We start from the raw sequence: 23724 nt of genomic DNA, 5'->3' as shown, positions 1-23724 counted from the left end.
ATACCAAACTTCACTTCAGGCAAGGATGCTCGAAGACATGAAAAAGAGACGCGGCCACAGCTTGGCCGAACTGCTCGCAGCACTATCAATTATCTGCACCGCCGCCGCAATCGCAGCACCGGCACTGGCAAGAACGCTGGAAGCACAAAAGCACACCGCAGCATTAAACCAAATGCTCAGCGCGCTTCAGTTCAGCCGCGCCAGCGCTGTATTCGAGCGAAACAGCATGCTTCTCTGCTCTGGCCAGGAGATTTGCAATGACTCCCCAAACTGGTCAGATCACCTGATAGTCTTCAAAGACATAAACAACAACGGACGGCGCGACGCCACTGAACCACTAATGCGCTACGAACCGCTGCCTAGTGGCTACAGCTGGCATTGGGCCAGCTTTCGCAAACTTACCTACGCCGCATTCGAGCCAGACGGAACCTCAAGAGCAGCCAACGGCACCCTCACACTGTGTAATCTAGGGTCCCCCAAAAAACAAATTATTATCAATCTCACAGGGCGCATTCGCCACCAGCCCCCTGGCACGAGCGCCGCGTGCCACTGAGTCACTCATCGGACTTTTGCTACGTCTATCCCCCAGGAGTGGTCCGGTCCAACCGACGGACCTAGGATGTGACTGACAACAATCCAAGAGCTCTATTCCGATGAGGATTACCGGAAAAACCTTGCCTAAGCGGTCCGCCACCACAGGCTTCAGCCTCGTGGAATTGATGGTTGTGCTGGCCATTATTGCTATCGGCGCAGCAATAGCTGTGCCCAGCTATCAGAACAATGTCGACTCGACCCGAAAAACGTCAGCGGCGAACAACTTACTTGGAGCGCTTCAGTTCGCCCGAAGCGAAGCCGTTATACGCCGAAAAGATATAAAGATATGCGCAAGCGCTGGCGGGACTAGTTGCAGCGGTACCAACTGGAGCGCGGGCGGAGTAGTACTAGATGGCACAACCGTTATCCGCAGCATCCCACCCGCCCCCAGCATCACAATTAATGGGAATGCGATAACATTCAAGAGCGACGGAACCACAGTAGCAACCAATATAAGTGTTGGAACCTCGCCGACCAGAACCATATCAGTCAACATAGTCGGCCATGCCAAGATCAACTATTGAGAGCATCACAATGCACAAGCCACGCCCGCAAAAGCTAAGAGGCTTTACATTAATTGAGGTCATGGTCGCATTGGTCGTGCTTGCTGTTGGTCTGCTAGGCATGGCTAGCCTGATGGCGCGCAGCCAGAAGTCTAATGAAAGTGCCTACTTACGAAGCCAAGCGACACTACTTGCTTATGACTTCGTAGAGCGCATGAAAGCCAACCTCATAGAACCCAGTGACCCTAACAAGAAATACAAAATCTTATTTATCACCGATACAAGCGGCAACGCCAGCACCGCCAACACCGGGAGCTATGCACTCTCCAATCTTCCCGCCTGCAGCCCACCATCAGGAGCCGTCCCTGCAAGCGGAGCTAGCCGAGCCAGTTATGACGTTAACTCTTGGTGCGCCACCCTGAGGTCAAGCCTACCCAGTGTGGACACTGCCAACACCAAAGTTTCGTTTAACACTTCGAAACTAGCAACGTTAGGTACCGCAACTGTAACAGTCAAAATTCAGTGGCAGGATAATAGCAACGATGGCACCAACCAAAAACAATATGTCGAGGTGGTTACCGCCCTATGAATGCTCAATACCAGACCGGCATGTCTCTTGTTGAAGTACTGATTGCCGTTGTTATCAGCTCCATTCTAATCCTAGGCGTAACAGACCTATTCAATAGCTCTTTCATGTCCGGCCGCAGCAACTCTGAACTGGCTCGCGTACAGGAGAGCGGCCGCATTGCCATGGAGATCATTGGGGCAGATGCTCGCCTGGCCGGTCTGCAAACCTGCACCACAAATAACTGGACAACCAAATCCATTGAGGATGCCGTCGAACTCAACAATAGCGGAAAAAGCCTGACAGTTAGATTTGTCGACCCCTCCGCTTGCGACAGCGCCAATCCAGCTCTAAAGACAACAACCTATACATTTGCCAACAACAGCTTAACCAAGTCAGAAAACGGCGCCGCCGGGCAAGCACTACTAGACGATGTGGATGGGAGTTTCACGTTACTTCCAGACGCAAGCGCCCCCGACACAGCGAATGCGGTTCTAATAACAATCAACGTCAAAAGCAATCAAGCCAATTTTGCAACTCGGAATTTCAATTCCACCTATGAATTCAAGAATCGACTGATCGCGAGAACTGCGAATCCATGAAAACGACCAATCAGCAAGGTATGGTTTTACTGGTCAGCCTAGTGCTCTTGCTAATGCTGACAATCATTGCCATTACCGCCTCTAACCAGTCAACCCTGCAGTTGCGTATTGCATCCAATAGCGAACAACGCAGCATGGCCTTCCAGGCCGCAGAAGCAGGCATTGCTGAATGGACTGGCGCCTATCTCAACGACCAGGTAAGCCTCCCAACAACTGGATCTGTAGGTGCCACGAAATTTGCTATCGACCAAACAAAGTCGCGCTGGGATGTAATTTGTCCAGGCTCATCTATCAGCCAGGGAAGCGGCGCCCCAAGGATGGACTGTTTTGATCTTGTTGTCGAAGGGCAGAGCGTTTGTGACGGCAGCACATGCGCCGTAACCACTATTCACCGTCAAGGCGGACAGCGGCGAGGAGACATTCAATGATTTCTCCTAACTGCTCCACTCCTCAGGCTCTCAGGGTAAACGATATGAGCTCATCTCTCTTCATTCGGCGCACCAGTCTGTTCGGATTGGCAGCAACTTTTTTATTCCAGACTGCCATCAGCAGAGCCGATGACACAGAGATTTTCTTTGGTACCAAGCCTGATAATGACACGCGCCCCAATGTGCTATTTATCCTCGACGACTCGGGCTCTATGGGCTGGTGCGTGGATAGCAACAGCACTTGCAATACGAACAACCGGATGAAAGCGCTCAAAGAGACGATGAGCAATCTGCTCAACACGACGAGCGGCATCAATGTAGGGATGATGGTGCTGAACAACTCTGCCGGGACGCCTGGCGACGCAGCACTTCCTCGTCTACTCCAGCCAGTCGACAATATCGATGGAACGATAAATGCGAAGGTTGCGAACCCCGAAATAAGAGTCAGCGCCGATGATGCCAGCCGCTACAACGGTAGCAATAATACCGGTGACACAACGCTTGTCATGGGACACATTAAGAGCCCTGTAAGCCCCGTCATTCGCAGCCTCGGCTCCCCCAACACCTACTCCAATGACAACACAACATATTATCTGCGCACCAGCGGCAGCAGCACTTTCACATGCTCGGTGCAGATGGACACCACGACCGAGTGCCCAGATGGCAAGATCACCACATTAAACTCTGGCTCCGGCAGTTCTGGGCGAGATGGGGTACTGCTTTTTCGTAACCTGAACATTCCGGCGGGAGTCACTGTCACCAGTGCAGTACTTTCCCTCAGCCCGACCACCAACGTTAACGCCACCAATTTCAGCGTTCGACTTGTTAACTCTAAAACGCCGGAGGCTTTCAACCACAGCGCAGTGCTTGCAAGTTCGTTTACCGCCGCTAGCACCGTAGCAAGCACAAAAGCAGGCACCACCCACTTACTGGATATCACCAGCCTTGTCAACTCGCTTAAAAATACTGCACCGACAAGCAACCCCATTGGTGATATTGCAGTACGCATCCGCTCGACAGGCCTTAGTACTTTCAATTACGCAGTCGGCGACGTCGTCGATGCACCTCAACTTACCATCAGTTTTACCGGCAGCGAAAACAGCTCTCGCACTACCGGGCTGCGTTTTCAGACTGTGAATATTCCCCAGGGTGCCAATATCACCAAAGCCACTCTTAGCTTCGTGCCCGCCAGCTCGGATGACAGGACAGTAAGTTTCAATGTCGCCGCCGAGGCAAGTGATAATGCAGCTGACTTCGGCAACGGCGTCGACTTCTCAGGCCGCAGTACAACGACCTCGACAACCTGGACACCAGCACCTTGGCGTACAGAGAACCCACCGGTATACCTGGAAAATGGAGCGGACGTAACGCAGCAGGTGCAAGAGGTCGTAAATCGTGGCGGCTGGTGCGGCAACAACTCCATGGCATTTATCTTAACGCCCAGCGGTGGCGATGGAAGTCGCACTGCAATCAGCCAAGATGGTAATGATGGCTTCAAACCCGTCCTTAACATCAGCTATAACGGAGGAGACTCCGGCTGCATGAAGCCAATCGTCGAACTGAGCGCTCTGGAAGACAAGGATGATGCACGCCAATACAAATCCGGCAGCACCACCACTCAGACGGTCAGCGTCAATGAAAGCCTGATGCCATTCGCTGATACAAGTACCTTTATTGGCACACGTTTCCAGCGCGTTCCGTTTAGAAAAGGAGCCACTATCGAAGATATTAGTGTAATAGTGACACCTAGTACGGCCGCCGGCACGACAGTTACAACAGACGTTTATTTCGAGAACATCGGAAACTCATCGGCCTTCAGTGCCAGCAATAACAATCTAGGACAACGCGCCGCCTCTACAAAAGCAAGTTGCACGTTCACAAGCCAAGGTGCGGGCATCCCCGTTTCTTGCACTTCAACTGTACTGAAGAGTGCCTTGCAGAGCGTGCTCGCTCGCAACGACTGGCAGGACGGCAACGCCCTGACTTTACTCTTAAAGCAAACATCGGCCTCATCAGGACTAACGCTTCGAGCCTTTGAAACCAGCAAGACCGACGCTGTTCGCCTGCAAGTGAAACTGGGAGCTTCTGGCGATTTAACTGATAGCAGTTATAAAGTGCGCGACTATATGATCGGCGCTGTCAATAGCATGAAAGCTAACAGCGGCACCCCCCTCGTCAATCTACTTTACCAAGCTGGCAGCTACTACACTGCACTGCCGGGCAAGCATAAGGGACCAACGAGCCCGATCGAAAGCAGCTGCCAAGCTAATTATCTGGTCTTGATGACAGACGGCCAAGCCAACGGAAACTCCACCACTATTATCAATAACGCCAAGACCCTTATCGGCGGATCTTGCGTCAGCCGTAACAGTGGTGAACAAACAGATGGGGAAACATGCGGCGTCGAGATTGCTAAATGGCTGAGAAATACCGATCAGTCAACCAATTTAGATGATGAAAACTTTGTTACTACCCATACCGTTGGCTTTGCGCTGCAAGCCAGCACTGGCGCCAAGAAGTTCCTCGCCGACGTGGCATCGGCTGGAGGCGGCAAAGCGTATACCGCAGACAACGCCAGCGATCTGGCCAATGCCTTCAACGCAATCATTCAAGAGGCCCTGGCCACTGACACTACTTTTGTCAGTGCTACCGCGCCGGTGAACTCATTCAACCGTCAGGACAATAAAGATCAGCTGTACTTCTCGCTATTCCGTCCTGCAACCACGGACCGCTGGGCAGGCAACCTCAAGCGCTACCGTATGGGTATCCGGAACGGCTCCCCGTTAGTTCTAGATTTAGACAACACGCAGGCTATTGATGCGAACACCGGCTTCTTCCGTAAAAATGCCCGCAGTTGGTGGTCAACAGCAGCTGATGGCAGTAATGTTGCCGCAGGTGGTGCCGCCAGTAACTTGCCTGTGCCAAATAGCCGCAATCTACTGACCAATATCGCAGGGGATACCACGCTAACGCAGCTGAATACCTCCATCACGCCAGCGCAGCTGGGGGTTGCAACCAACGCGGACCGGGATGCACTCATCAATTACATCCGCGGCTATGAGCTGGGCACTAGCAATCTTCGCCAAGCGATCGGCGACCCCATTCACTCGACGCCCAGCCTGATCACTTATAGCTGTACTGCCACGGATAGCGATGGGAACTGCATCAGCGAAGTCCAGAGCGCGATCATAGGAACCAACGAAGGGTTCGTGCAGATGTTCGACACCGAAACAGGTGGGGAACAATTTGCATTCATGCCCAAGGAACTGCTCGGCAACATTAAACGTCTTGCAGCCAATGCGAATACCGGCGATCTGTCCCATGTCTACGGCATGGATAACAGCGTGACCATTTGGGCGGAAGATACGGACAAGAATGGCGAGATCAATGGCAGTGAGTTCGTCTATGCCTATGCCAGCATGGGCCGAGGCGGGCGGGGTCTTTATGCTCTGGACATTACCAACCGTACCTCGCCCAAACTCAAGTGGATCATTCAAGGTGGCAGTGGATCCTTCACCAAGCTCGGTCAAACGTGGTCGGCACCCATCAAAACCAAGATTAAAGTAGGGAGCACCATTACTGATGTACTGATCTTCGGCGGTGGCTACGACCCCAACCAAGATCGGCAGCCTAATCAGAGCAATGTTCGACGGACTGACACTCAAGGCAATGATCTGTTCATCGTGAACGCCAGAACTGGAGCACTGCTATGGTCGGCATCGGCCGCCGGTATCGATATGAAGTACAGCGTGCCAAGCAGGATCAGCGTCACTGGGCTGGAAACTGATGCCAGCGGTCAGCCCGTGATCAACAAAGACGGCCTCGCCACCCAGCTGTTTGTCGGGGATATGGGGGGGCAGGTTTGGCGCTTCCTGATCAAAAATGGAGGCAGCGGCAACGGTCTTGTGTCTGGCAACATTTTCGCCAGTGTCGCAGGCGACAGCGAGATCAACACTCGTCGTTTCTATAATGAGCCGGCTATTGCCTTGTTGAGCGCCAACAACAAGATCAACCTGACCGTTAGTCTGGGATCGGGATATCGTGGTCACCCTCTGGACAAGGTGGTCCAGGACCGCTTCTACTCATTCCGAACCGAGAAACTCAATGCTCTTTCATCAACACTGACGGAAAGCGATCTTTACAACGCCACTAGCCTGTTGAAAGTGGAAACCGCTGCGGAGCAGGCTCAACAGAAAGCGCTGCTGGAGAAGAGTGGCTGGTACATAAGCCTAAGCAGCGGCGGCGAAAAGGTGCTATCAAACGCGCTGGCCATTGGTGGTAATATCTTTTTCAACACCTACCAGCCGGTGCTTGCGCAAAGTGCATGCAAGGCAACGCAGGGTATTTCCCGAGGTTACCGAGTCAACCTGTTAGATGGCACTGCTGTCAGCAACTCTGACCGTTTCTCGGTCCTCAAAGGCGCGACCCTGCCCTCCAACCCACAGGTCTTCTGCAAAGGTGACACTTGCTGGGCCTACAACGATCCCTCCCAACTCATCGACAGCGGTAGCGGTGGTGGTGGCGGTGGATGCCCACCCGGCGAACTGTGCTGCGAAGTTGGAAAACCCTGCGGTTATGACATGGCAAGCAAGAGCCGCCTCTATTGGCTCGACAAGAATGAAAAATGAGCATCTCAATGAATAATCAACGCGGTTTCACCTTGATTGAGCTAGTAATAGTCATTGCGATTATCGCCATATTGGCGACCATCGCCTTGCCAAGCTATGTCGGCTATGTGGAGAAGACCCAATGCGAGGACGGCAAGGCACTACTTAGCAGTGCCGCGCAACAAATGGAGCGTAGAAGAGCAGAGAACGGCGGCAGATATGATGCCAACACAACTCTCAACAGCAGCAGCAAGGTATTCACTGTTGCAGCCAGCAATGTCACCGCGGCGAACTACACACTGACAGTATCTACCACCTCGGCAGCCCGCATCAGTGGCGACCTCACGCTGAATGCAGCCAATGTCCGCGGGGGTTCGCTGACAGGCAAATGCAGCTGGTAGCGTTTGCTTCTGTGCAACAAAAAGCCCGCAGAATGCGGGCTTTTTGTTGCACAGAAGTCACCCAATAGGTATCAAGTAATCGACTTGAGTCGCAGCTCTTTCGGCATTGAAAACGTCACGTTCTCCGGTCGACCCTCAAGCTCCTCGGCACCTACCGCCCCCCATTCGCGAAGCTGGGCAACCACCCCGAGCACCAGCACCTCGGGCGCTGAGGCGCCTGCGGTGATGCCGATGCGTGCCTTGCCCTCGAACCACGCCTGACGCAGATCCTCAGCCCCATCGATAAGATAGGCCGGGGTACCGATACGCTCGGCCAGCTCGCGCAGGCGGTTGGAGTTGGAGCTGTTGGGGCTGCCAACTACCAGCACCACATCGCACTCGGCGGCCAGCTGTTTCACCGCATCCTGCCGGTTCTGGGTGGCGTAGCAAATATCATCCTTGCGCGGACCGCCGATGCTGGGGAACTTGGCGCGCAGGGCGTCGATGACCCTGCTGGTGTCATCCATCGACAGGGTGGTCTGGGTGACGAAGGCAAGATTTTCGGGGTCACGCACCTGCAGGGCAGCCACGTCGGCCTCGTCTTCGACCAGGTAGATGGCGCCGCCATTGCTGGCATCGTACTGCCCCATGGTGCCTTCGACTTCCGGGTGGCCCTCATGGCCGATCAGAATGCACTCGCGGCCGTCGCGGCTGTAGCGCGCGACTTCCATATGCACCTTGGTCACCAGCGGGCAGGTGGCATCGAACACCTTGAGGCCGCGGCGCTCCGCTTCCTGGCGTACGGCCTGAGACACGCCATGGGCGCTGAAGATGACGATGGTGTTGTCCGGCACCTGGTCCAGTTCCTCGACGAACACTGCACCGCGGGCACGCAGATCCTCGACCACGAACTTGTTGTGCACCACTTCGTGTCGCACGTAGATCGGCGCGCCGAACACTTCCAGCGCGCGATTGACGATCTCGATGGCGCGGTCGACGCCGGCACAGAAGCCACGGGGGTTGGCAAGTTTGATTTGCATGCTGGGAATCTCGGCGCGCGATGGAGGCGATGGGGAGAGTCTACGCCTCTCCCCGGTCAAGCAGGTCAGACCGGACGAACCTCGATGATCTCCACATCGAAGCTCAGGGTCTTGCCGGCCAGGGGATGGTTGAAGTCGATGGTCACCTGCTGCTCGTCAAAGGCTTTGACTACCCCCGGCAGCTCCGCGTTGGCGGCGTCGTTGAAAATGATCAGCAACCCCTCGGACAGCTCCATGTCCTGGAACTGGCCACGCGGCATGACCTGAACGTTCTGCGGGTTGGGCTGACCGAAAGCGTTTTCCGGCTCGATCTGCAGGCTGCGCTTATCGCCGGCCTTGAAGCCATAGAGCGCAACCTCGAAGCCCGGCAACAGGTTGCCGTCGCCGACCCTGAAGGTCGCCGGCTGCTTGTCGAAGGTGCTGTCAACCACGTCACCGTTTTCCAGCTTGAGGGCGAAATGCAGGGTGACTTCCTTGTCCGGCCCGATACGTTGCTCAGTCATGCGCAGGCTCTCCGGACTTTTTGCTTTTGAACATATCCAAAGCCAGCATCACGGCGCCGACAGTGATACCGCTGTCAGCCAGATTGAAGGCAGGGAAGTAATACTGGTCACGCCAGTGCACCAAGATAAAGTCGACCACATGACCCAGCACGACGCGGTCATAAAGGTTGCCCAGCGCACCGCCGAGGACCATGGCCAGAGCGATGGCCAGCCAGGTCTCGTCGGACTTGAGGCGCTTCATCCACACCACCAGCACCGCACTGACGCCGATAGCAATGGCGGCGAACAGCCAACGCTGCCAGCCGGACTCGCCAGCCAGGAAGCTGAAGGCAGCGCCACGGTTGTAGACGTGGACCCAGTCGAAGTAGCCGTCGATCACCGTCACGCGCTGACCATACTCCAGCACCTGCAAGACGATCTGCTTGCTGCCCTGATCAAGGATCAACACCAGCACCGCCAGCCACAACCAGGCCAGGCGGCCGAAACGCGAGGCATCAGACATGCTTGCGCACCTCGCCCGCACCCTCGATGTTGCTCACGCAGCGCTCGCACAGCTCCGGATGGGCCGCATTGCTGCCCACGTCGGCGCGGAAGTGCCAGCAGCGGCCGCACTTGGCGTGGGCCGACTTGACGATCTTCAGCTTCAGACCAGGCACCTCGGTGGCCACCGCGTCAGCCGGCGCGTCGGCCAGCGGCGCGACGGTGGCAGCGGAGGTGATCAGGGCGAAGCGCAGCTCGTCGTCGAGCTTGGCCAGGGACTGCTGCAGCGCCTCGTCGCCATACAGAGTGACCTCGGCCTGCAGATTGCCGCCGATGGCCTTGCTGTTGCGCAGGTTCTCCAGCTCCTTGTTCACCGCGGCGCGCACCTCGGTCAGCTGCTCCCAGTAGGCGCGATCCAGTTCGAAGCCTTCCGGCAGACGATCCAGCCCCTCGTACCAGGTATTCAGCATCACCGACTCGTTGCGCTCGCCCGGCAGGAAGGACCAGATCTCGTCGGCGGTGAAGGCCAGGATCGGCGCGATCCAGCGCACCAGTGCCTCGGCGATGTGGTACTGCGCGCTCTGGCAGGAGCGGCGCGCCGCGCTGTCAGCGGCAGTGGTGTACTGGCGATCCTTGATCACGTCCAGGTAGAAGCCACCCAGCTCCTGCACACAGAAGTTGTGCACCTTGGAATAGACGTTCCAGAAGCGGTACTCGGCGTAGGCCTCGATGATCTCGGCCTGCAGGCGCGCGGCGGCGTCCACGGCCCAGCGATCAAGGTCGAGCATCTGCTCGGCCGGCAGCAGGTCCTTGGCCGGATCGAAGTCGCCGAGGTTGGCCAGCAGGAAGCGCATGGTGTTGCGGATACGCCGGTAGGCGTCGGCGCTGCGCTGCAGGATGACCTTGGACACGGCCATCTCGCCCGAATAGTCGGTGGAGGCGACCCACAGGCGCATGATGTCGGCGCCCAGGCTGTCGTTGACTTCCTGCGGCGCCACTACGTTGCCAAGCGACTTGGACATCTTGCGGCCGTTCTCGTCGACCACGAAACCGTGGGTCAGCAGCGCCTTGTAAGGCGCGTGGCCGTCGATGGCGCAGCCGGTCAGCAGAGACGAATGGAACCAGCCGCGGTGCTGGTCGGAGCCTTCCAGGTAGAGGTCGGCGCGCGGGCCGACTTCGTGGCCCAGCGGGTGAGAGCCGCGCAGCACGTGCCAATGAGTGGTGCCGGAGTCGAACCAGACGTCCAGAGTGTCGCTGATCTTGTCGTAGTCGGCAGACTCGGCGCCGAGCAGCTCGGCGGCGTCCAGCTTGAACCAGGCCTCGATGCCCTCCTGCTCGACGCGCTTGGCCACGTCTTCCATCAGCTCGACGGTGCGCGGGTGCAGTTCGCCCGTGGCCTTGTGCAGGAAGAACGGAATCGGCACGCCCCAGTTACGCTGGCGCGAGATGCACCAGTCGGGACGACCGGCGATCATGCCGTGCAGGCGCGCCTGCCCCCAGCTCGGTACGAACTGGGTCTGCTCGATGGCGCTCAGGGCGCGCTCGCGCAGGGTGGTGCCGTCGGTGGCCTGCTTGTCCATGCCGACAAACCATTGCGCGGTGGCGCGGTAGATCAGCGGGGTCTTGTGGCGCCAGCAGTGCATGTAGCTGTGCTGAATGACCTCATGCTTGAGCAGCGCGCCGACTTCGTCGAGCTTGGCGACAATGGCCGGGTTGGCCTTCCAGATGAACTGGCCACCGAAGAACGGCAGGTCGGCCACGTACACGCCGTTACTCTGCACCGGGCTGAGGATGTCGTCGTTGTGCATGCCGTAGCCCTTGCACGAACGGAAGTCGTCCTCGCCGTAGGCCGGCGCCGAGTGGACGATGCCGGTACCGGCGCCCAGTTCGACGTATTCGGCCAGGTAGACCGGAGCGAAACGCTCATAGAACGGATGGCGGAAGCGGATCAGCTCCAGCGCACGACCCTCGGCGCGAGCGATGATCTCGCCGCTCAGGCCGTAGCGCTGCAGGCAGCTTTCCACCAGCTCCTCGGCCAGTACCAGCAGACGCTCGCCGGTGTCGACCAGGGCGTAGGTGAACTCGGGATGGACGTTCAGCGCCTGGTTGGCCGGGATGGTCCAGGGCGTGGTGGTCCAGATGACGATGGCAGCGGGCTTGCCCAGCGCGCCGAGGCCGAATGCGGCGGCCAGCTTGTCGGCGTCCTCGGCCGGGAAGGCCACGTCGATGGCGTCGGACTTCTTGTCCTGATACTCCACCTCGGCCTCGGCCAGCGCCGAGCCACAGTCGAAGCACCAGTTGACCGGCTTCAGGCCCTTGAATACGAAGCCCTGCTTGACCATTTCGGCCAGCGCGCGAATCTCGCCGGCCTCGTTGGCGAAGGCCATGGTCTTGTAGGGGTTGTTCCACTCACCGAGGACGCCGAGGCGGATGAAGTCGGCCTTCTGCCCCTCGATCTGCTCGCCGGCGTAGGTACGGCAGCGCTCGCGGGTCAGGTCGGACGGTTGGTTCTTGCCGAAGGTGGTCTCCACCTTGTGCTCGATCGGCAGGCCGTGACAGTCCCAGCCCGGCACGTAGGGAGCGTCGAAGCCGGCCAGGGTCTTGGAACGGACGATCATGTCCTTGAGGATCTTGTTGACCGCGTGACCGATATGGATGCTGCCGTTGGCGTAGGGCGGGCCGTCGTGCAGGACGAACTTCGGCCGGTTCGCGCCGATCTCCCTCAGCTTCTGGTACAGGCCGATGCTGTCCCAGCGCGCCAGGGTTTCCGGCTCGCGCTGCGGCAGGCCGGCTTTCATCGGGAAGGCTGTTTCCGGGAGGTTCAGCGTGGCTTTGTAGTCGGTCATCTCAGGCTCTTCGATCAATCAAGCGGTTGGCCAAGCCAGTAGGCCCGGGCGGCGGCGACATCCGCGTCGATCGCCGTCTTCAGCGCCTCCAGAGAGGCGAAACGCTGCTCGTCGCGCAGCTTGTGGTGAAACTCCACTGTCAGGCGCTGGCCGTAGAGGTCGCCAGCGAATTCCAGCAAATGCACTTCCAGGTGCGGGCTGCCGTCGCCGGCCACCGTGGGACGCTGGCCAATGTTGGCCACGCCATGAAACCTGTGCCCCTCGTGCAGCGCGCTGACCAAAAACACCCCGCGCAGCGGCGGCTTGCGCCGCTTGAGCTGCACGTTCGCGGTCGGCGTGCCGAGCTGGCGCGCCAGCTTCTGCCCATGCAGCACGCGGCCAGCCAGAGCGTAGGGGCGCCCCAGCAGGCGCTCGGCCAGCTCCAGCTCGCCGGCCTGCAGGGCCTGGCGCACGCGGGTGCTGCTGATGCGTTCGCCGTCCAGCTCGACGGTCAGCGCCGCCTCGACGCTGAACCCCTGCTGCACACCGGCCTGCACCAGAAAATCGAAATCCCCACTGCGACCGGCACCGAAGCGGAAGTCGTCGCCGACCTCAAGATGCTTGATAAGCAGGCCTTCGACCAGCACCTGGCGCACGAACTCGTCAGCCGACAGCTCGCGCAGGCGGCGGTTGAAGGCCAGGCACAGCACCCGATCGACACCCTGGGCGGCGAGCAGCTCGAGCTTCTCGCGCAGGCGCGTCAGGCGCGCCGGCGCGGTGTCCGGGGCGAAGAACTCTCGCGGTTGCGGCTCGAAGATCACCACGCAACTCGGCACACCCAGTTCAATCGAGCGTTCGCGCAGGCGCGCCAGGATGGCCTGGTGACCACGGTGCACGCCATCGAAATTGCCGATGGTGGCAACGCATCCCTGGGTGAGGGGTAGCAGATTGTGGAGACCTCGAACCAGCTGCATAACGCGCTTCTTGCTTACAAAGTGGTCGATTATACGCACAGCCGGCCAGCGGCAACAGGCAGCGCGTCCGGCTCAGTGTACGGCCCGGCGCGAGAAGTCGCGCGGGCGGAACCCCAGTAGCGCCAGCACCGCGAAATAGGCCGACGCGCCGGCAGCCACCAGCACAGCGAGGCGCAGCAGGCGCAGCAGCATGCCGCCCTCCTCCCAGGCCGGCATGTAGTGCATCAGCGCCAGCAGCACGGCCGCCATCACCAACACCGCCAACACCAGCTTGGCAAGGAACTTCGCCCAGCCCGGTTGCGGCAGGTAAATGCGCTTGCGGCGCAGCTGCCAGTAGAGCAAGCCGGCATTCAGACAGGCCGCCAGGCTGATGGACAGCGCCAGGCCGGCGTGGCGCAGATCGATGACGAAGACGAACAGGGCATTCATCGCCTGGGTCGCCAGCAGACTGACGATGGCGATGCGTACCGGCGTCTTGATGTCCTGCTGGGCATAGAAGCCGGGCGCCAGAATCTTCACCAGGATCAGCGCCAGCAGGCCTACCGAGTAGGCGACCAGGGCCTGCTGAGTCATCGCCGAATCGTGGGCGGTGAACTTGCCATACTGGAACAGCGAGACGATCAGCGGCTCGGCGATGATCGCCAGCGCCAGGGTGCAGGGCAACACCAGCAGAAAGCACAAGCGCAGCCCCCAGTCGAGCAGCTTGGAGTAGTCGCTACGATCGGCACTGGCATAGGTCTTGGCCAGCGCCGGCAGCAGGATGGTTCCCAGCGCCACGCCGAGCACCCCGGAGGGCAACTCCATCAGGCGGTCGGCGTAGTACATCCAGGACACCGAACCGGCGACCAGGAACGAGGCGAAGATGGTATTGATGATCAGCGAGATCTGCCCCACCGACACGCCGAAGATCGCCGGCCCCATTTGCCTGAGCACCCGCCACACACCGGTGTCGCGCAGGCTCAGGCGCGGCAGCACCAGCATGCCGACCTGCTTCAGCGCCGGCAGCTGCCAGAGAAACTGCGCCAGGCCACCGACCAGCACCGCCCAGCCCAGCGCCATGATCGGCGGGTCGAAATACGGTGCCAGCCAGACGGTGAAGATGATCATGCTGACGTTCAGCAGGGTCGGCACGAAGGCAGGTACCGAGAAGCGGTTCCAGGTGTTGAGCACGGCGCCGACCAGCGACGACAGGGAAATCAGCAGGATGTAGGGGAAGGTCAGCCGCAGCAGATCGACGGTGAGAGCGAAACGTTCCGGCTCGTCGGCGAAGCCCGGCGCGCTGACCCAGACGATCCAGGGCGCGGCCAGCATGCCGAGCAGTGTGACCAGCGCCAGCACCAGGGTCAGCAAGCCGGCCACATAGGCCAGGAAGGTACGGGTCGCTTCCTCACCCTGCTGCGTCTTGTACTCAGCCAGGATCGGCACGAACGCTTGGGAGAAGGCGCCTTCGGCGAAAATGCGTCGCAGCAGGTTGGGCAGCTTGAAGGCAACGACGAAGGCGTCCGATGCCACGCCGGCACCGAAGATGCGCGCGATCAGGGTATCGCGAACGAACCCCAGCACGCGGGATACCATGGTCAGGGAGCTGACGGCGGCCAGGGACTTGAGCAGATTCATGGAGTCTCGACGATCCAAAAGGCCGGCGCGACGGGCCAGCACACTAGAAGGCGAGGAGTTTAACCAGCCACCGCTGGTCAGACCAGCATGTGAAGGCACTTCCGCACTTGACAGGCCCGCGATGCATCGGCATGATTCGCGGCCTTATTTGTTGCTATCCCCCCTAGTTTTCGAGGAGCTTGACGGTGGCCAATACACCTTCTGCCAAAAAACGCGCCAAACAGGCTGAGAAGCGTCGTAGCCATAACGCCAGCCTGCGCTCCATGGTTCGTACCTACATCAAAAACGTGGTCAAGGCTATCGACGCCAAAGACCTCGCCAAGGCACAGACCGCTTACACCCTGGCTGTTCCGGTTATCGACCGCATGGCTGACAAAGGCATCATCCACAAGAACAAGGCCGCTCGTCACAAGAGCCGCCTGAACGGCCACATCAAGGCGCTGGCTACCGCCGCCTGATTGGTTGTGTTCTTGAAAAACCGGCCCCTGGGCCGGTTTTTTATTGCCTGCGATTCTGCACAAGCAACAAAAAAGCCGGAGCATCCCCCGGCTTTTTTCTTACTGCGCCGCCCAGGGCAGGATTGGGATAGCCGTCACCGCATTCTGCGGACTGCCTTCGATCACCCGATCGCTGTACACCAGGTAGACCAGGGTATTGCGCTTCTGATCGAAGAAACGCACCACCTGCATGGTCTTGAACACCAGCGAAGTGCGCTCCTTGAACACTTCCTCGCCATCCTTGAGCTTGCCGGTGAAGCGAATCGGCCCGACCTGACGACAGGCAATCGACGCCTCGGCACGATCCTCGGCCAGGCCCAGACCACCCTTGACGCCACCGGTCTTGGCCCGCGACAGATAGCAGGTCACCCCTTCCACCTTGGGATCATCGAAAGCCTCGACGACGATCTTGTCGTTCGGACCGACCCACTTGAACACCGTGGAGACCTCGCCGATCTCCTCCGCCTGCACGACCAGCGGCAGCGCCAGACACAAACCCAGCAATCCCTTCGCAACACGCATGGCGCTCCCCCTAAACCAGAATCAGATTATCCCGATGCACCAACTCCGGCTCATCGACATAGCCGAGCAGCTTCTCGATGGCATCGGACGGCTGGCCGACGATCTTCTGCGCCTCCAGGGCACTGTAGTTGGCCAGGCCACGGGCGATCTCGCGACCATCCGGCCCCACACAGACCACCATTTCGCCGCGACGGAAACTGCCCTGCACTTCGCGCACCCCGACCGGCAACAGGCTCTTGTGATCGACCGCCAGCGCCTTCACGGCTCCCGCATCCAGCACCAGGGTGCCGCGAGTCTGCAGGTGCCCCGCCAGCCACTGCTTGCGCGCCGCCAGCAGGCCGCGCTCGGGCGCCAGCAGGGTACCCAGACGCTCGCCCGCCTTGAGACGATCAAGCACGCGCTCGATACGACCGCCGACGATCACCGTGTGCGCACCGGAACGCGCCGCCAGGCGCGCCGCACGCAGCTTGGTCTGCATGCCGCCGCGCCCCAGCGCACCGCCGGTACCACCCGCAACGGCATCCAGCGACGGATCATCGGCACGCGCCTCGAAAATCAGCTGCGCATCGGGATTGTGCCGCGGATCGGCATCGAACATACCGTCGCGATCGGTAAGGATCACCAGCAGGTCAGCCTCGACTAGGTTGGCCACCAGGGCGGCCAGGGTGTCGTTGTCACCGAAACGGATCTCGTCGGTGACCACCGTGTCGTTCTCGTTGATCACCGGCACCACACCAAGGTCGACCAGGGTGCGCAGGGTGCTGCGGGCGTTCAGGTAGCGCTTGCGATCAGACAGGTCATCGTGGGTCAGCAACACCTGAGCCGTGTGCTTGCCATGCTCGCCGAAGCTGGATTCCCAAGCCTGCACCAACCCCATCTGCCCCACGGCCGCCGCCGCCTGCAGCTCATGCATGGCACTCGGCCGCGAACTCCAGCCGAGACGACTCATGCCAGCTGCCACCGCCCCAGAAGACACCAGCACCAGCTCCACCCCTGCCTCGCGCAGAGCCACCATCTGCTCGACCCATACCGCCATCGCAGCACGATCGAGGCCCCGCCCATCGGCGGTCAGCAGCGCACTGCCGATCTTCACTACCCAGCGCTGCGCGCCGGTCACCTTGTCCCGCATGATGCCCTCTACCCCAGCCAGTCAGCACAACGCCGCTATAAAGCGGCGCTGCACGATACCTACTCTCAGTCCCGAACGTAAATGATCTCGGGACCGTCCTCATCATCCTCGAAGTCATCCCAGTCATCGTCGTCGCCGACATCGTCGACACTCTTCAGACCAGCCTTGCGCAGCGCGCGCTTGTCATCCAGCGCCTGCAGGCGGGCACGCGCCTCGTCCTCGATGCGCCGATCCAGCTCGGCCAGCTCGGCGGCGTAGTCCGGCTCTTCCTCGATGCGCACCGCACGCTCGTCCATGTAGCGCATGATGGCCTGGCTCAGCGCCTCGGTACCCTCGCGCTCCAGAGCGGAGATGACAAATACCGGCCCCTGCCAGCCCAGACGCTCGACCACCGCACGCATGCGTTCCTCGCGCTCGTCATCGAGCAACTGGTCGGCCTTGTTCAGCACCAGCCAGCGCTCACGCTCAGCCAGCGCCGGACTGAATTTCTCCAGCTCGCGAATGATCACCTCGGCCGCCTCGGCCGGATCGCTCTGGTCCAGCGGCGCCATGTCCACCAGATGCAGCAGCAGGCGGGTACGCGCGAGGTGCTTGAGGAAGCGAATACCCAGGCCGGCACCCTCGGAAGCGCCCTCGATCAGTCCGGGAATGTCGGCGATGACGAAACTCTTGTAACGCCCGACGCTGACCACGCCCAGGTTCGGCACCAGAGTGGTGAAGGGATAATCGGCGACCTTCGGCTTGGCCGCGGACACCGAGCGGATGAAGGTGCTCTTGCCGGCGTTCGGCAGACCGAGCAGACCGACGTCCGCCAGCACCTTGAGCTCCAGCTTGAGATCACGCTGCTCGCCCGGCTTGCCCGGCGTGGTCTGCCGCGGCGCACGGTTGGTACTGGACTTGAAGCGGGTATTGCCCAACCCATGCCAACCGCCCTGCGCCACCATCAGGCGCTGACCGGCACGAGTCAGGTCGCCAATGACTTCCTGGGTGGAAGCGTCGATCACCGTGGTGCCGACCGGCACCGGCAGGATCAGATCCTCGCCCTTGGCACCGGTACACTCGGTACTGCCGCCCTTCTCGCCATTCTGCGCCTGAAAACGACGCGTATAGCGGTAGTCGACCAGGGTGTTGAGGTTCTCGTCAGCCTCGAGGAACACCGAGCCGCCGTCACCACCGTCGCCGCCGTTGGGGCCACCCTTCTCGATGAACTTCTCGCGGCGGAAGCTCATCATGCCGTTACCGCCGTCGCCGGCCTTTACAAATATCGAAACTTCGTCGACGAATTTCATTGGGTTGCCTCCCACCGCAGCGGCGGGCTAGTGAACTCTGGAATACAGGATATACAGAAACAAAAAAGCCCCGTCGCAAGACAGGGCTTTTTCAGCGAGCAGCGACTTAGGCAGTCACGACGCTCACGTAGCGACGGCCGAAAGCGCCCTTCACTTCGAACTTGACCACGCCGTCGACTTTAGCGAACAGGGTGTGGTCTTTGCCCATGCCGACGCCGTAACCAGCGTGGAACTGGGTGCCGCGCTGACGCACGATGATGTTGCCGGCCTTGATGGCCTGGCTGCCGTACATCTTCACGCCAAGGCGTTTACTTTCGGAATCGCGGCCGTTACGAGTACTACCGCCAGCTTTTTTGTGTGCCATGAGTCATAGCCTCCTAAAAGGGGATCAGGCCTGGATGCCGGTGATCTTGATTTCGGTGAACCACTGACGGTGGCCCTGACGCTTCATGTGGTGCTTACGACGGCGGAACTTGATGATGGTCACTTTGTCGTGACGACCCTGGGAAACCACCTCGGCAACAACCTTGGCACCATCGACTACCGGAGCGCCGATTTTCACGTCATCACCGTTGCCGACCAGCAGAACGCGGTCGAAAGTCACGGATTCGCCAGTGGCGACTTCCAGTTTCTCGACCTTGAGGAATTCACCTTCGGCGACTTTGTACTGCTTGCCACCGGTAACAATTACTGCGTACATGGATTTTTCTCCGTTAAACCTGCTCACCCGACTCTTTATAGGAAGAGTTATTGGCCGGCATGGCTGCATGGGGCCGGACTGACACCCGTGCAATTGCGTAAGGCAGGGAGTTGCCCATAGAAGTTTGGGGCCGCGATTGTACGGAAAGCCCCGCCGCGAGGCAAGCCCCGCCTGGCCTTGCCTTGACAGCCCCCACCCCGCCCCCTAGCATGCCGCGCAGCCCGGTCCGGCCCCGTCCGACCCGCCCTTCGCCGCCTCCCGCACCCGGGATGCCGGCAACGTTCCAGGAGCCCCCGTTACCGATGCAACCCCAGGCCTTCCAAAGCGTGGTCGCGGACGATTTCACCGCCGTCGACGGCATCATCCGCCAGCAGCTGAAGTCGCACGTCCCCCTGGTGGAAAAGATCGGCGACTACATCATCTCCGCCGGCGGCAAGCGCCTGCGTCCGCTGCTGGTGCTGCTCAGCGGCAAGGCCCTGGGCTACCAGGCCGACGACCTGCGCCTGCTGGCCGCGACCATCGAGTTCCTGCACACCGCCACCCTGCTGCATGACGACGTGGTCGACATGTCCGGCATGCGCCGCGGCCGTGCCACCGCCAACGCGCAGTGGGGCAACGCGCCGAGCGTGCTGGTCGGCGACTTCCTGTATTCCCGCTCCTTCGAAATGATGGTCGAGCTCGGCTCCATGCCGGTAATGCGCATCCTCTCGCGCGCCACCCGGGTGATCGCCGAAGGCGAGGTGCTGCAGCTGTCCAAGGTACGTGACGCCAGCACCACCGAAGACACATACATGGAAGTGATCCGCGGCAAGACCGCGATGCTGTTCGAGGCCTCGACCCACAGCGCCGCTGCGCTGGCTGGCGCCGCCGAGGCGCAGAGCGAGGCGCTGCGCCACTTCGGCGACCACCTGGGCATCGCCTTCCAGCTGGTCGACGACCTGCTCGACTACCAGGGCGATGCCGCCACCCTGGGCAAGAACGTCGGTGACGACCTGGCCGAGGGCAAGCCGACCCTACCGCTGATCTACACCATGCGCGAAGGCAGTGCCGAACAGGCCGCCCTGGTGCGCACCGCAATCCAGAAAGGTGGCATCGAGGACCTGGAGAGCATCCGCGCTGCCGTGCAGACCAGCGGCGCCCTGGACTACACCGCCCGCCTCGCCCGCCAGCACGCCGACCAGGCCATCGCCTGCCTCGACACCCTGCCGGACAGTGCCTACCGTGATGCCCTGATCGAACTCAGCCGGTTCGCCGTCGCCCGCACCCACTGAGGCACGACCAGCAGCACCCGAGCCCGTCCCTGTGACGGGCTTTTTATTGCCCGACGAAAAGCACGATTGAGGCTTGCTATTTTGATAATAGGAATTATTCTCATATCCAACTGATTGGACGACAAGGAGATGAGCCATGACCTATTTGATCGATGCCTGGCTGGACCGCCCGCATCCCTACCTGCGTATCCTCAACCGCGAAACCGGCGAAGTCTGCGCCATGCTGCACGAGGACGCCCTCAGCGAGCTGCGTGAACAGGGTGAACTGGATCTGCACGACTTCGGCTCCAGTGAACCTGGCGTACTGAAGGAGCTAGTGCGCGGCCTGTTCCTGTTCTGCTATGCCCGGGCACTGCGGCCGCAGGGCGAACTGCACTGAGCGTTGCAAGGCAAGCGGCCAACGGCGGTCGCTCTGCGCATCCACCCCGGCACAGGGAGGCGCCGGGACATGGGCACGGCCCATGAGCAGAAGCAATGGCGCTTCTGCAGATGCCCGGATCGTTCAGGACGAGCGATCCGGGCATCGCTTCTTACAGGATGTCGAGCAGCTCGACGTCGAACACCAGCACACTGTGCGGCGGGATGCTGCCGACGGCCTGGCCACCATAGGCCAGCTCGCTCGGCACGTGCAGGCGCCACTTGCTGCCGGTATTCATCAGCTGCAGGGCCTCGACCCAGCCGGCGATCACGCCGCCGACCGGGAATTCGGCCGGCTGGCCGCGATCGTAGGAGCTGTCGAATACGGTGCCGTCGATCAGGGTGCCGTGGTAATGGGTGCGAACGTGGTCTTCGCGTGACGGCTTGGCGCCCTCGCCGGCCACCAGCACTTCGTACTGCAGACCGGACTCCAGCACGGTCACGCCTTCGCGCTTGGCGTTCTCCACCAGGTAGTCGCGACCGGCGGCGGCAGCCCTCTCGGCCTTGGCGGCGGCTTCGGCCTGCATGATTTCGCGGATCACGCGGAAGCTGGCGTTCAGCGCTTCTGGGTCAACCTGACTGGGCTGACCATGGAAAGCGTCGCGCAGACCGGCGACGATGGCTTCCAGGCTGGCGCCGGGCGGCGGATTGTCGCGCAGCTGGTCGCCCAGCTGACGGCCGATGCCATAGCTGACGCGGGCTTGGTCGGTGGAAAGATCGAGTTCGGACATGGCCGGGCTCCACAGGGGTCAAAAGGCCGGCCAGACTAGCACAGGCGGCGCTTCAAGACCCGTCGGGACGCGCGCGGTTGCGCCGGCAGCGCTCGGAGCAGTGGCGCACCTCGTCCCAGCAGGCCGCCCACTTGCGTCGCCAGACCAGCGGCCGCCCGCAGGTCGCACAGGGCTTGCTGGGCAGGTCGGCCTTCTTCCTCACAGCATCTCCCCGGCATCCAGGCGCGCCAGCAGCAGTTCGCCGCGCTGCCAGAGCGCCTGCTGGCGTTCCTCCGGCATGCGCTCCAGGTTGCGATAGACCATGCCCAGACGCTGGTTGCCGCGCAGCTGGTCGCGGTGGCGCATGAGGAAGTGCCAGTACAGCGCATTGAACGGGCAGGCCGACTCGCCGGTGCTTTCGCTGACCTTGTAGGCGCAGTCGCCGCAGTAATCCGACATGCGCTTGATGTACTGGCCGCTGGCGCAGTAGGGCTTGGACCCCAGGTAGCCACCGTCGGCATGCATCACCATGCCCAGTGTGTTGGGCAACTCGACCCAGTCGAAGGCATCCATGTACACCGCCAGGTACCAGTCGCAGACCTGCTGCGGCACGATGCCGGCCAGCAGGGCGAAGTTGCCGGTGACCATCAAGCGCTGAATGTGATGGGCGTAGGCCAGCTCCAGGGTCTGGCCGATGGCCTGGCGCATGCAGTTCATGCGGGTCTGCCCGGTCCAGTAGAACTCGGGCAGCGCACGGGTATTGCCGAAAGCGTTGCGCGTGGCGTAGTCCGGCATGTGCAGCCAGTAGATGCCACGCACGTACTCGCGCCAGCCGAGCAATTGGCGGATGAAGCCCTCGGCCGCGTTGAGCGGCACCCGCCCAGCCCAGTAGGCCGACTCGACGTCGGCGCACAGCCGGCGCACGTCGAGCAGACCGATGTTCAGCGCCGCACTGATGCGCGCGTGGAACAGATAGGGTTCGCCGCTGGCCATGGCATCCTGGTAGTCACCGAAGGCCGGCAGGGCGAAGTCGAGGAAGTGCTGCCAGAGCTGTTCGGCATCGGCGTGGGTCACCGGATAGTCAAAGCCGTGCAGCGAACCGTAATGCGCGGAGAAGCGCTCGCCGACCAGCTGCAGTACCTCGCGGGTCATGGCATCGGCGGCGAAACCCGCGACAGCTGGCGTCTTGGTGTGCCGGGGCAATGCCTTGCGGTTCTCCGCATCGAAATTCCAGGCACCACCGACCGGGGTGCCGTCAGCGTTCATCAGCACGCCATGCTTGCGCCGCATCTCCCGGTAAAAGAATTCCATGCGCAGCTGACGCTTGCCATGCGCCCAGCCGGCAAACCACTCGCGCGAACAGAAGAAACGCCGGTCGGCATGCCAGACCAGCGGCAGACCGCTGTCGCGCAGCGCCTGCTGCAGGCGCCACTCGCCACACTCGGTGAGATGAATCTCGCTGGCTCCCAGCTGCTCCAGCCCACGCCGCAACTCGCCGACGATGGAGCCGCTGTTGTGCGGATCATCCAGGCGCGAATAAAGGACACGCCAACCACGCTGGCGCAGGGCCTCGGCGAAGTGGCGCATGGCACTGAAGATCAGCGCGATCTTCTGCGGGTGATGGGGCACATAGGTGGCCTCGTCGACCACCTCGGCCATCAGGATCGCATCACGGTCGGGGTTCAGCTCACGCAGTGAGGCCAGCTCGAAACTCAACTGGTCGCCCAGGACCAGCGCCAGGCGGGACGAACTCACCAGGCAGAGCGCATGGAAATCGGTACGCGCAGCGGCTCATTGGCGGCGGGCGGCATACCGCACATCTCGTCATGCACTTCGGCATGCACCAGATGGAAAGGCAGCACCGGCATGCCCTGCAACAGGTCACGTGCATGCTCCACGGAGCGCAGGTGCAGGACTACGCCATTGGCATCCTTCACCGACATGCGGTGGCCACCCGTCACCGCCTCGAGGACATAAGTGCCGCCCTCGAGGGAAATCAGCTCAAGCGAATCAACCTGCCCCGCCTGCGCCCGGACCAACAGCTCTTGCAGCTTCATGTCGCTCACCTCGC

At 60.7% G+C, this 23724-nt stretch carries 25 protein-coding genes; 10 read left to right on the top strand and 15 right to left on the bottom strand.

Annotation, left to right across the window (positions count from 1 at the left end):
* Nucleotides 1–37 precede the first annotated feature (37 nt).
* The 7 genes from ACOAPY_RS04350 (at nucleotide 38) to ACOAPY_RS04320 (ending at nucleotide 7700) form a co-directional block, all read left to right on the top strand.
* Nucleotides 38–553, top strand: a complete 516-nt coding sequence (locus ACOAPY_RS04350; RefSeq protein WP_465155192.1) for a GspH/FimT family pseudopilin — start codon at nucleotides 38–40, stop codon at nucleotides 551–553.
* Nucleotides 554–653: 100 nt separating this feature from the next.
* Nucleotides 654–1118: a GspH/FimT family pseudopilin gene (locus tag ACOAPY_RS04345; protein WP_465155190.1), complete on the top strand. Its 465-nt coding sequence runs from the start codon at nucleotides 654–656 to the stop codon at nucleotides 1116–1118.
* A 10-nt stretch (nucleotides 1119–1128) separates the two neighbouring features.
* On the top strand, nucleotides 1129–1686 hold the full coding sequence (gene pilV, locus ACOAPY_RS04340) for a type IV pilus modification protein PilV (RefSeq protein ID WP_465155188.1): 558 nt from the start codon (nucleotides 1129–1131) through the stop codon (nucleotides 1684–1686).
* Nucleotides 1683–2264, top strand: a complete 582-nt coding sequence (locus ACOAPY_RS04335; protein WP_465155186.1) for a PilW family protein — start codon at nucleotides 1683–1685, stop codon at nucleotides 2262–2264. Before pilV ends, ACOAPY_RS04335 begins: the two co-directional genes overlap by 4 nt.
* A complete protein-coding gene (locus ACOAPY_RS04330) occupies nucleotides 2261–2692 on the top strand; it encodes a pilus assembly PilX family protein (protein WP_465155184.1) in 432 nt (143 codons plus the stop codon). The genes ACOAPY_RS04335 and ACOAPY_RS04330 overlap by 4 nt, the downstream gene beginning before the upstream one ends.
* 44 nt (nucleotides 2693–2736) lie before the next feature.
* Nucleotides 2737–7320, top strand: a complete 4584-nt coding sequence (locus ACOAPY_RS04325) for a pilus assembly protein (protein WP_465155182.1) — start codon at nucleotides 2737–2739, stop codon at nucleotides 7318–7320.
* An 8-nt stretch (nucleotides 7321–7328) separates the two neighbouring features.
* A complete protein-coding gene (locus ACOAPY_RS04320; protein ID WP_465155179.1) occupies nucleotides 7329–7700 on the top strand; it encodes a type IV pilin protein in 372 nt (123 codons plus the stop codon).
* Between the two features lie 71 nt (nucleotides 7701–7771).
* On the opposite strand, the gene ispH is transcribed toward ACOAPY_RS04320, so the two are convergent.
* The 6 genes from ispH to murJ all read right to left on the bottom strand — a co-directional run bounded on the left by ispH (nucleotide 7772) and on the right by murJ (nucleotide 15118).
* On the bottom strand, nucleotides 7772–8719 hold the full coding sequence (gene ispH, locus ACOAPY_RS04315; protein ID WP_465155177.1) for a 4-hydroxy-3-methylbut-2-enyl diphosphate reductase: 948 nt from the start codon (nucleotides 8717–8719) through the stop codon (nucleotides 7772–7774).
* A gap of 65 nt (nucleotides 8720–8784) precedes the next feature.
* Nucleotides 8785–9222, bottom strand: coding sequence for an FKBP-type peptidyl-prolyl cis-trans isomerase (fkpB, locus tag ACOAPY_RS04310; protein WP_465155175.1), 438 nt, complete (start codon nucleotides 9220–9222; stop codon nucleotides 8785–8787).
* Nucleotides 9215–9724, bottom strand: coding sequence for a signal peptidase II (gene lspA, locus ACOAPY_RS04305; RefSeq protein ID WP_076426898.1), 510 nt, complete (start codon nucleotides 9722–9724; stop codon nucleotides 9215–9217). The genes fkpB and lspA overlap by 8 nt, the downstream gene beginning before the upstream one ends.
* Complete coding sequence (ileS, locus tag ACOAPY_RS04300; protein ID WP_465155173.1) at nucleotides 9717–12548, bottom strand: isoleucine--tRNA ligase; 2832 nt, start codon at nucleotides 12546–12548, stop codon at nucleotides 9717–9719. Before ileS ends, lspA begins: the two co-directional genes overlap by 8 nt.
* Nucleotides 12549–12562: 14 nt before the next feature.
* The gene (gene ribF / locus ACOAPY_RS04295) at nucleotides 12563–13501 is read right to left on the bottom strand and encodes a bifunctional riboflavin kinase/FAD synthetase (RefSeq protein ID WP_465155171.1); all 939 of its coding nucleotides are present in this window, start codon (nucleotides 13499–13501) and stop codon (nucleotides 12563–12565) included.
* Between the two features lie 72 nt (nucleotides 13502–13573).
* Nucleotides 13574–15118 (bottom strand): murein biosynthesis integral membrane protein MurJ, encoded by a 1545-nt coding sequence (murJ, locus tag ACOAPY_RS04290; protein WP_465155169.1) that lies wholly within the window; start codon nucleotides 15116–15118, stop codon nucleotides 13574–13576.
* A gap of 185 nt (nucleotides 15119–15303) precedes the next feature.
* Here murJ and rpsT point away from each other — a divergent pair, with 185 nt between their 5' ends.
* The gene (gene rpsT, locus ACOAPY_RS04285; RefSeq protein WP_021702933.1) at nucleotides 15304–15576 is read left to right on the top strand and encodes a 30S ribosomal protein S20; all 273 of its coding nucleotides are present in this window, start codon (nucleotides 15304–15306) and stop codon (nucleotides 15574–15576) included.
* Nucleotides 15577–15675: 99 nt separating this feature from the next.
* Here the strand turns inward: rpsT and ACOAPY_RS04280 are convergent, their stop codons facing one another.
* The 5 genes from ACOAPY_RS04280 to rplU all read right to left on the bottom strand — a co-directional run bounded on the left by ACOAPY_RS04280 (nucleotide 15676) and on the right by rplU (nucleotide 19255).
* Nucleotides 15676–16137 carry a CreA family protein gene (locus tag ACOAPY_RS04280; RefSeq protein ID WP_021702934.1) on the bottom strand — a complete coding sequence of 154 codons (462 nt, stop codon included), beginning with the start codon at nucleotides 16135–16137 and terminating at the stop codon, nucleotides 15676–15678.
* A gap of 10 nt (nucleotides 16138–16147) precedes the next feature.
* Nucleotides 16148–17266 (bottom strand): glutamate 5-kinase, encoded by a 1119-nt coding sequence (gene proB, locus ACOAPY_RS04275; RefSeq protein WP_330098959.1) that lies wholly within the window; start codon nucleotides 17264–17266, stop codon nucleotides 16148–16150.
* Nucleotides 17267–17331: 65 nt separating this feature from the next.
* Nucleotides 17332–18555, bottom strand: a complete 1224-nt coding sequence (gene cgtA, locus ACOAPY_RS04270) for an Obg family GTPase CgtA (protein ID WP_021702936.1) — start codon at nucleotides 18553–18555, stop codon at nucleotides 17332–17334.
* 106 nt (nucleotides 18556–18661) lie between these two features.
* On the bottom strand, nucleotides 18662–18919 hold the full coding sequence (rpmA, locus tag ACOAPY_RS04265; RefSeq protein ID WP_021702937.1) for a 50S ribosomal protein L27: 258 nt from the start codon (nucleotides 18917–18919) through the stop codon (nucleotides 18662–18664).
* Between the two features lie 24 nt (nucleotides 18920–18943).
* Nucleotides 18944–19255 (bottom strand): 50S ribosomal protein L21, encoded by a 312-nt coding sequence (rplU, locus tag ACOAPY_RS04260; protein WP_043308929.1) that lies wholly within the window; start codon nucleotides 19253–19255, stop codon nucleotides 18944–18946.
* 302 nt (nucleotides 19256–19557) lie between these two features.
* Here rplU and ACOAPY_RS04255 point away from each other — a divergent pair, with 302 nt between their 5' ends.
* Both ACOAPY_RS04255 and ACOAPY_RS04250 read left to right on the top strand, forming a co-directional pair.
* Nucleotides 19558–20526, top strand: a complete 969-nt coding sequence (locus ACOAPY_RS04255) for a polyprenyl synthetase family protein (protein ID WP_465155167.1) — start codon at nucleotides 19558–19560, stop codon at nucleotides 20524–20526.
* 136 nt (nucleotides 20527–20662) lie between these two features.
* Nucleotides 20663–20905 carry a PA4570 family protein gene (locus tag ACOAPY_RS04250; protein ID WP_021702940.1) on the top strand — a complete coding sequence of 81 codons (243 nt, stop codon included), beginning with the start codon at nucleotides 20663–20665 and terminating at the stop codon, nucleotides 20903–20905.
* Nucleotides 20906–21056: 151 nt separating this feature from the next.
* Here the strand turns inward: ACOAPY_RS04250 and ACOAPY_RS04245 are convergent, their stop codons facing one another.
* Genes ACOAPY_RS04245 through ACOAPY_RS04230 form a run of 4 tightly spaced genes read right to left on the bottom strand, consistent with a single transcriptional unit; the run spans nucleotide 21057 to nucleotide 23710 of the window.
* Nucleotides 21057–21674: an FKBP-type peptidyl-prolyl cis-trans isomerase gene (locus ACOAPY_RS04245; protein ID WP_465155165.1), complete on the bottom strand. Its 618-nt coding sequence runs from the start codon at nucleotides 21672–21674 to the stop codon at nucleotides 21057–21059.
* Nucleotides 21675–21726: 52 nt separating this feature from the next.
* Complete coding sequence (locus ACOAPY_RS04240; protein WP_374324771.1) at nucleotides 21727–21876, bottom strand: DUF2256 domain-containing protein; 150 nt, start codon at nucleotides 21874–21876, stop codon at nucleotides 21727–21729.
* Nucleotides 21873–23408 carry a cryptochrome/photolyase family protein gene (locus tag ACOAPY_RS04235; RefSeq protein ID WP_465155163.1) on the bottom strand — a complete coding sequence of 512 codons (1536 nt, stop codon included), beginning with the start codon at nucleotides 23406–23408 and terminating at the stop codon, nucleotides 21873–21875. The genes ACOAPY_RS04240 and ACOAPY_RS04235 overlap by 4 nt, the downstream gene beginning before the upstream one ends.
* On the bottom strand, nucleotides 23405–23710 hold the full coding sequence (locus ACOAPY_RS04230; RefSeq protein WP_076580269.1) for a DUF6482 family protein: 306 nt from the start codon (nucleotides 23708–23710) through the stop codon (nucleotides 23405–23407). Before ACOAPY_RS04230 ends, ACOAPY_RS04235 begins: the two co-directional genes overlap by 4 nt.
* Nucleotides 23711–23724 lie beyond the last annotated feature (14 nt).

Origin of the sequence: Pseudomonas stagnisoli (assembly GCF_048595745.1) — a bacterium.
GTDB classification, from domain to species: Bacteria; Pseudomonadota; Gammaproteobacteria; order Pseudomonadales; family Pseudomonadaceae; genus Aquipseudomonas; species Aquipseudomonas alcaligenes_A.
The sequence above is the reverse complement of the archived record's forward strand: the minus strand, read 5'-3'. Positions and strand labels throughout refer to the sequence as shown.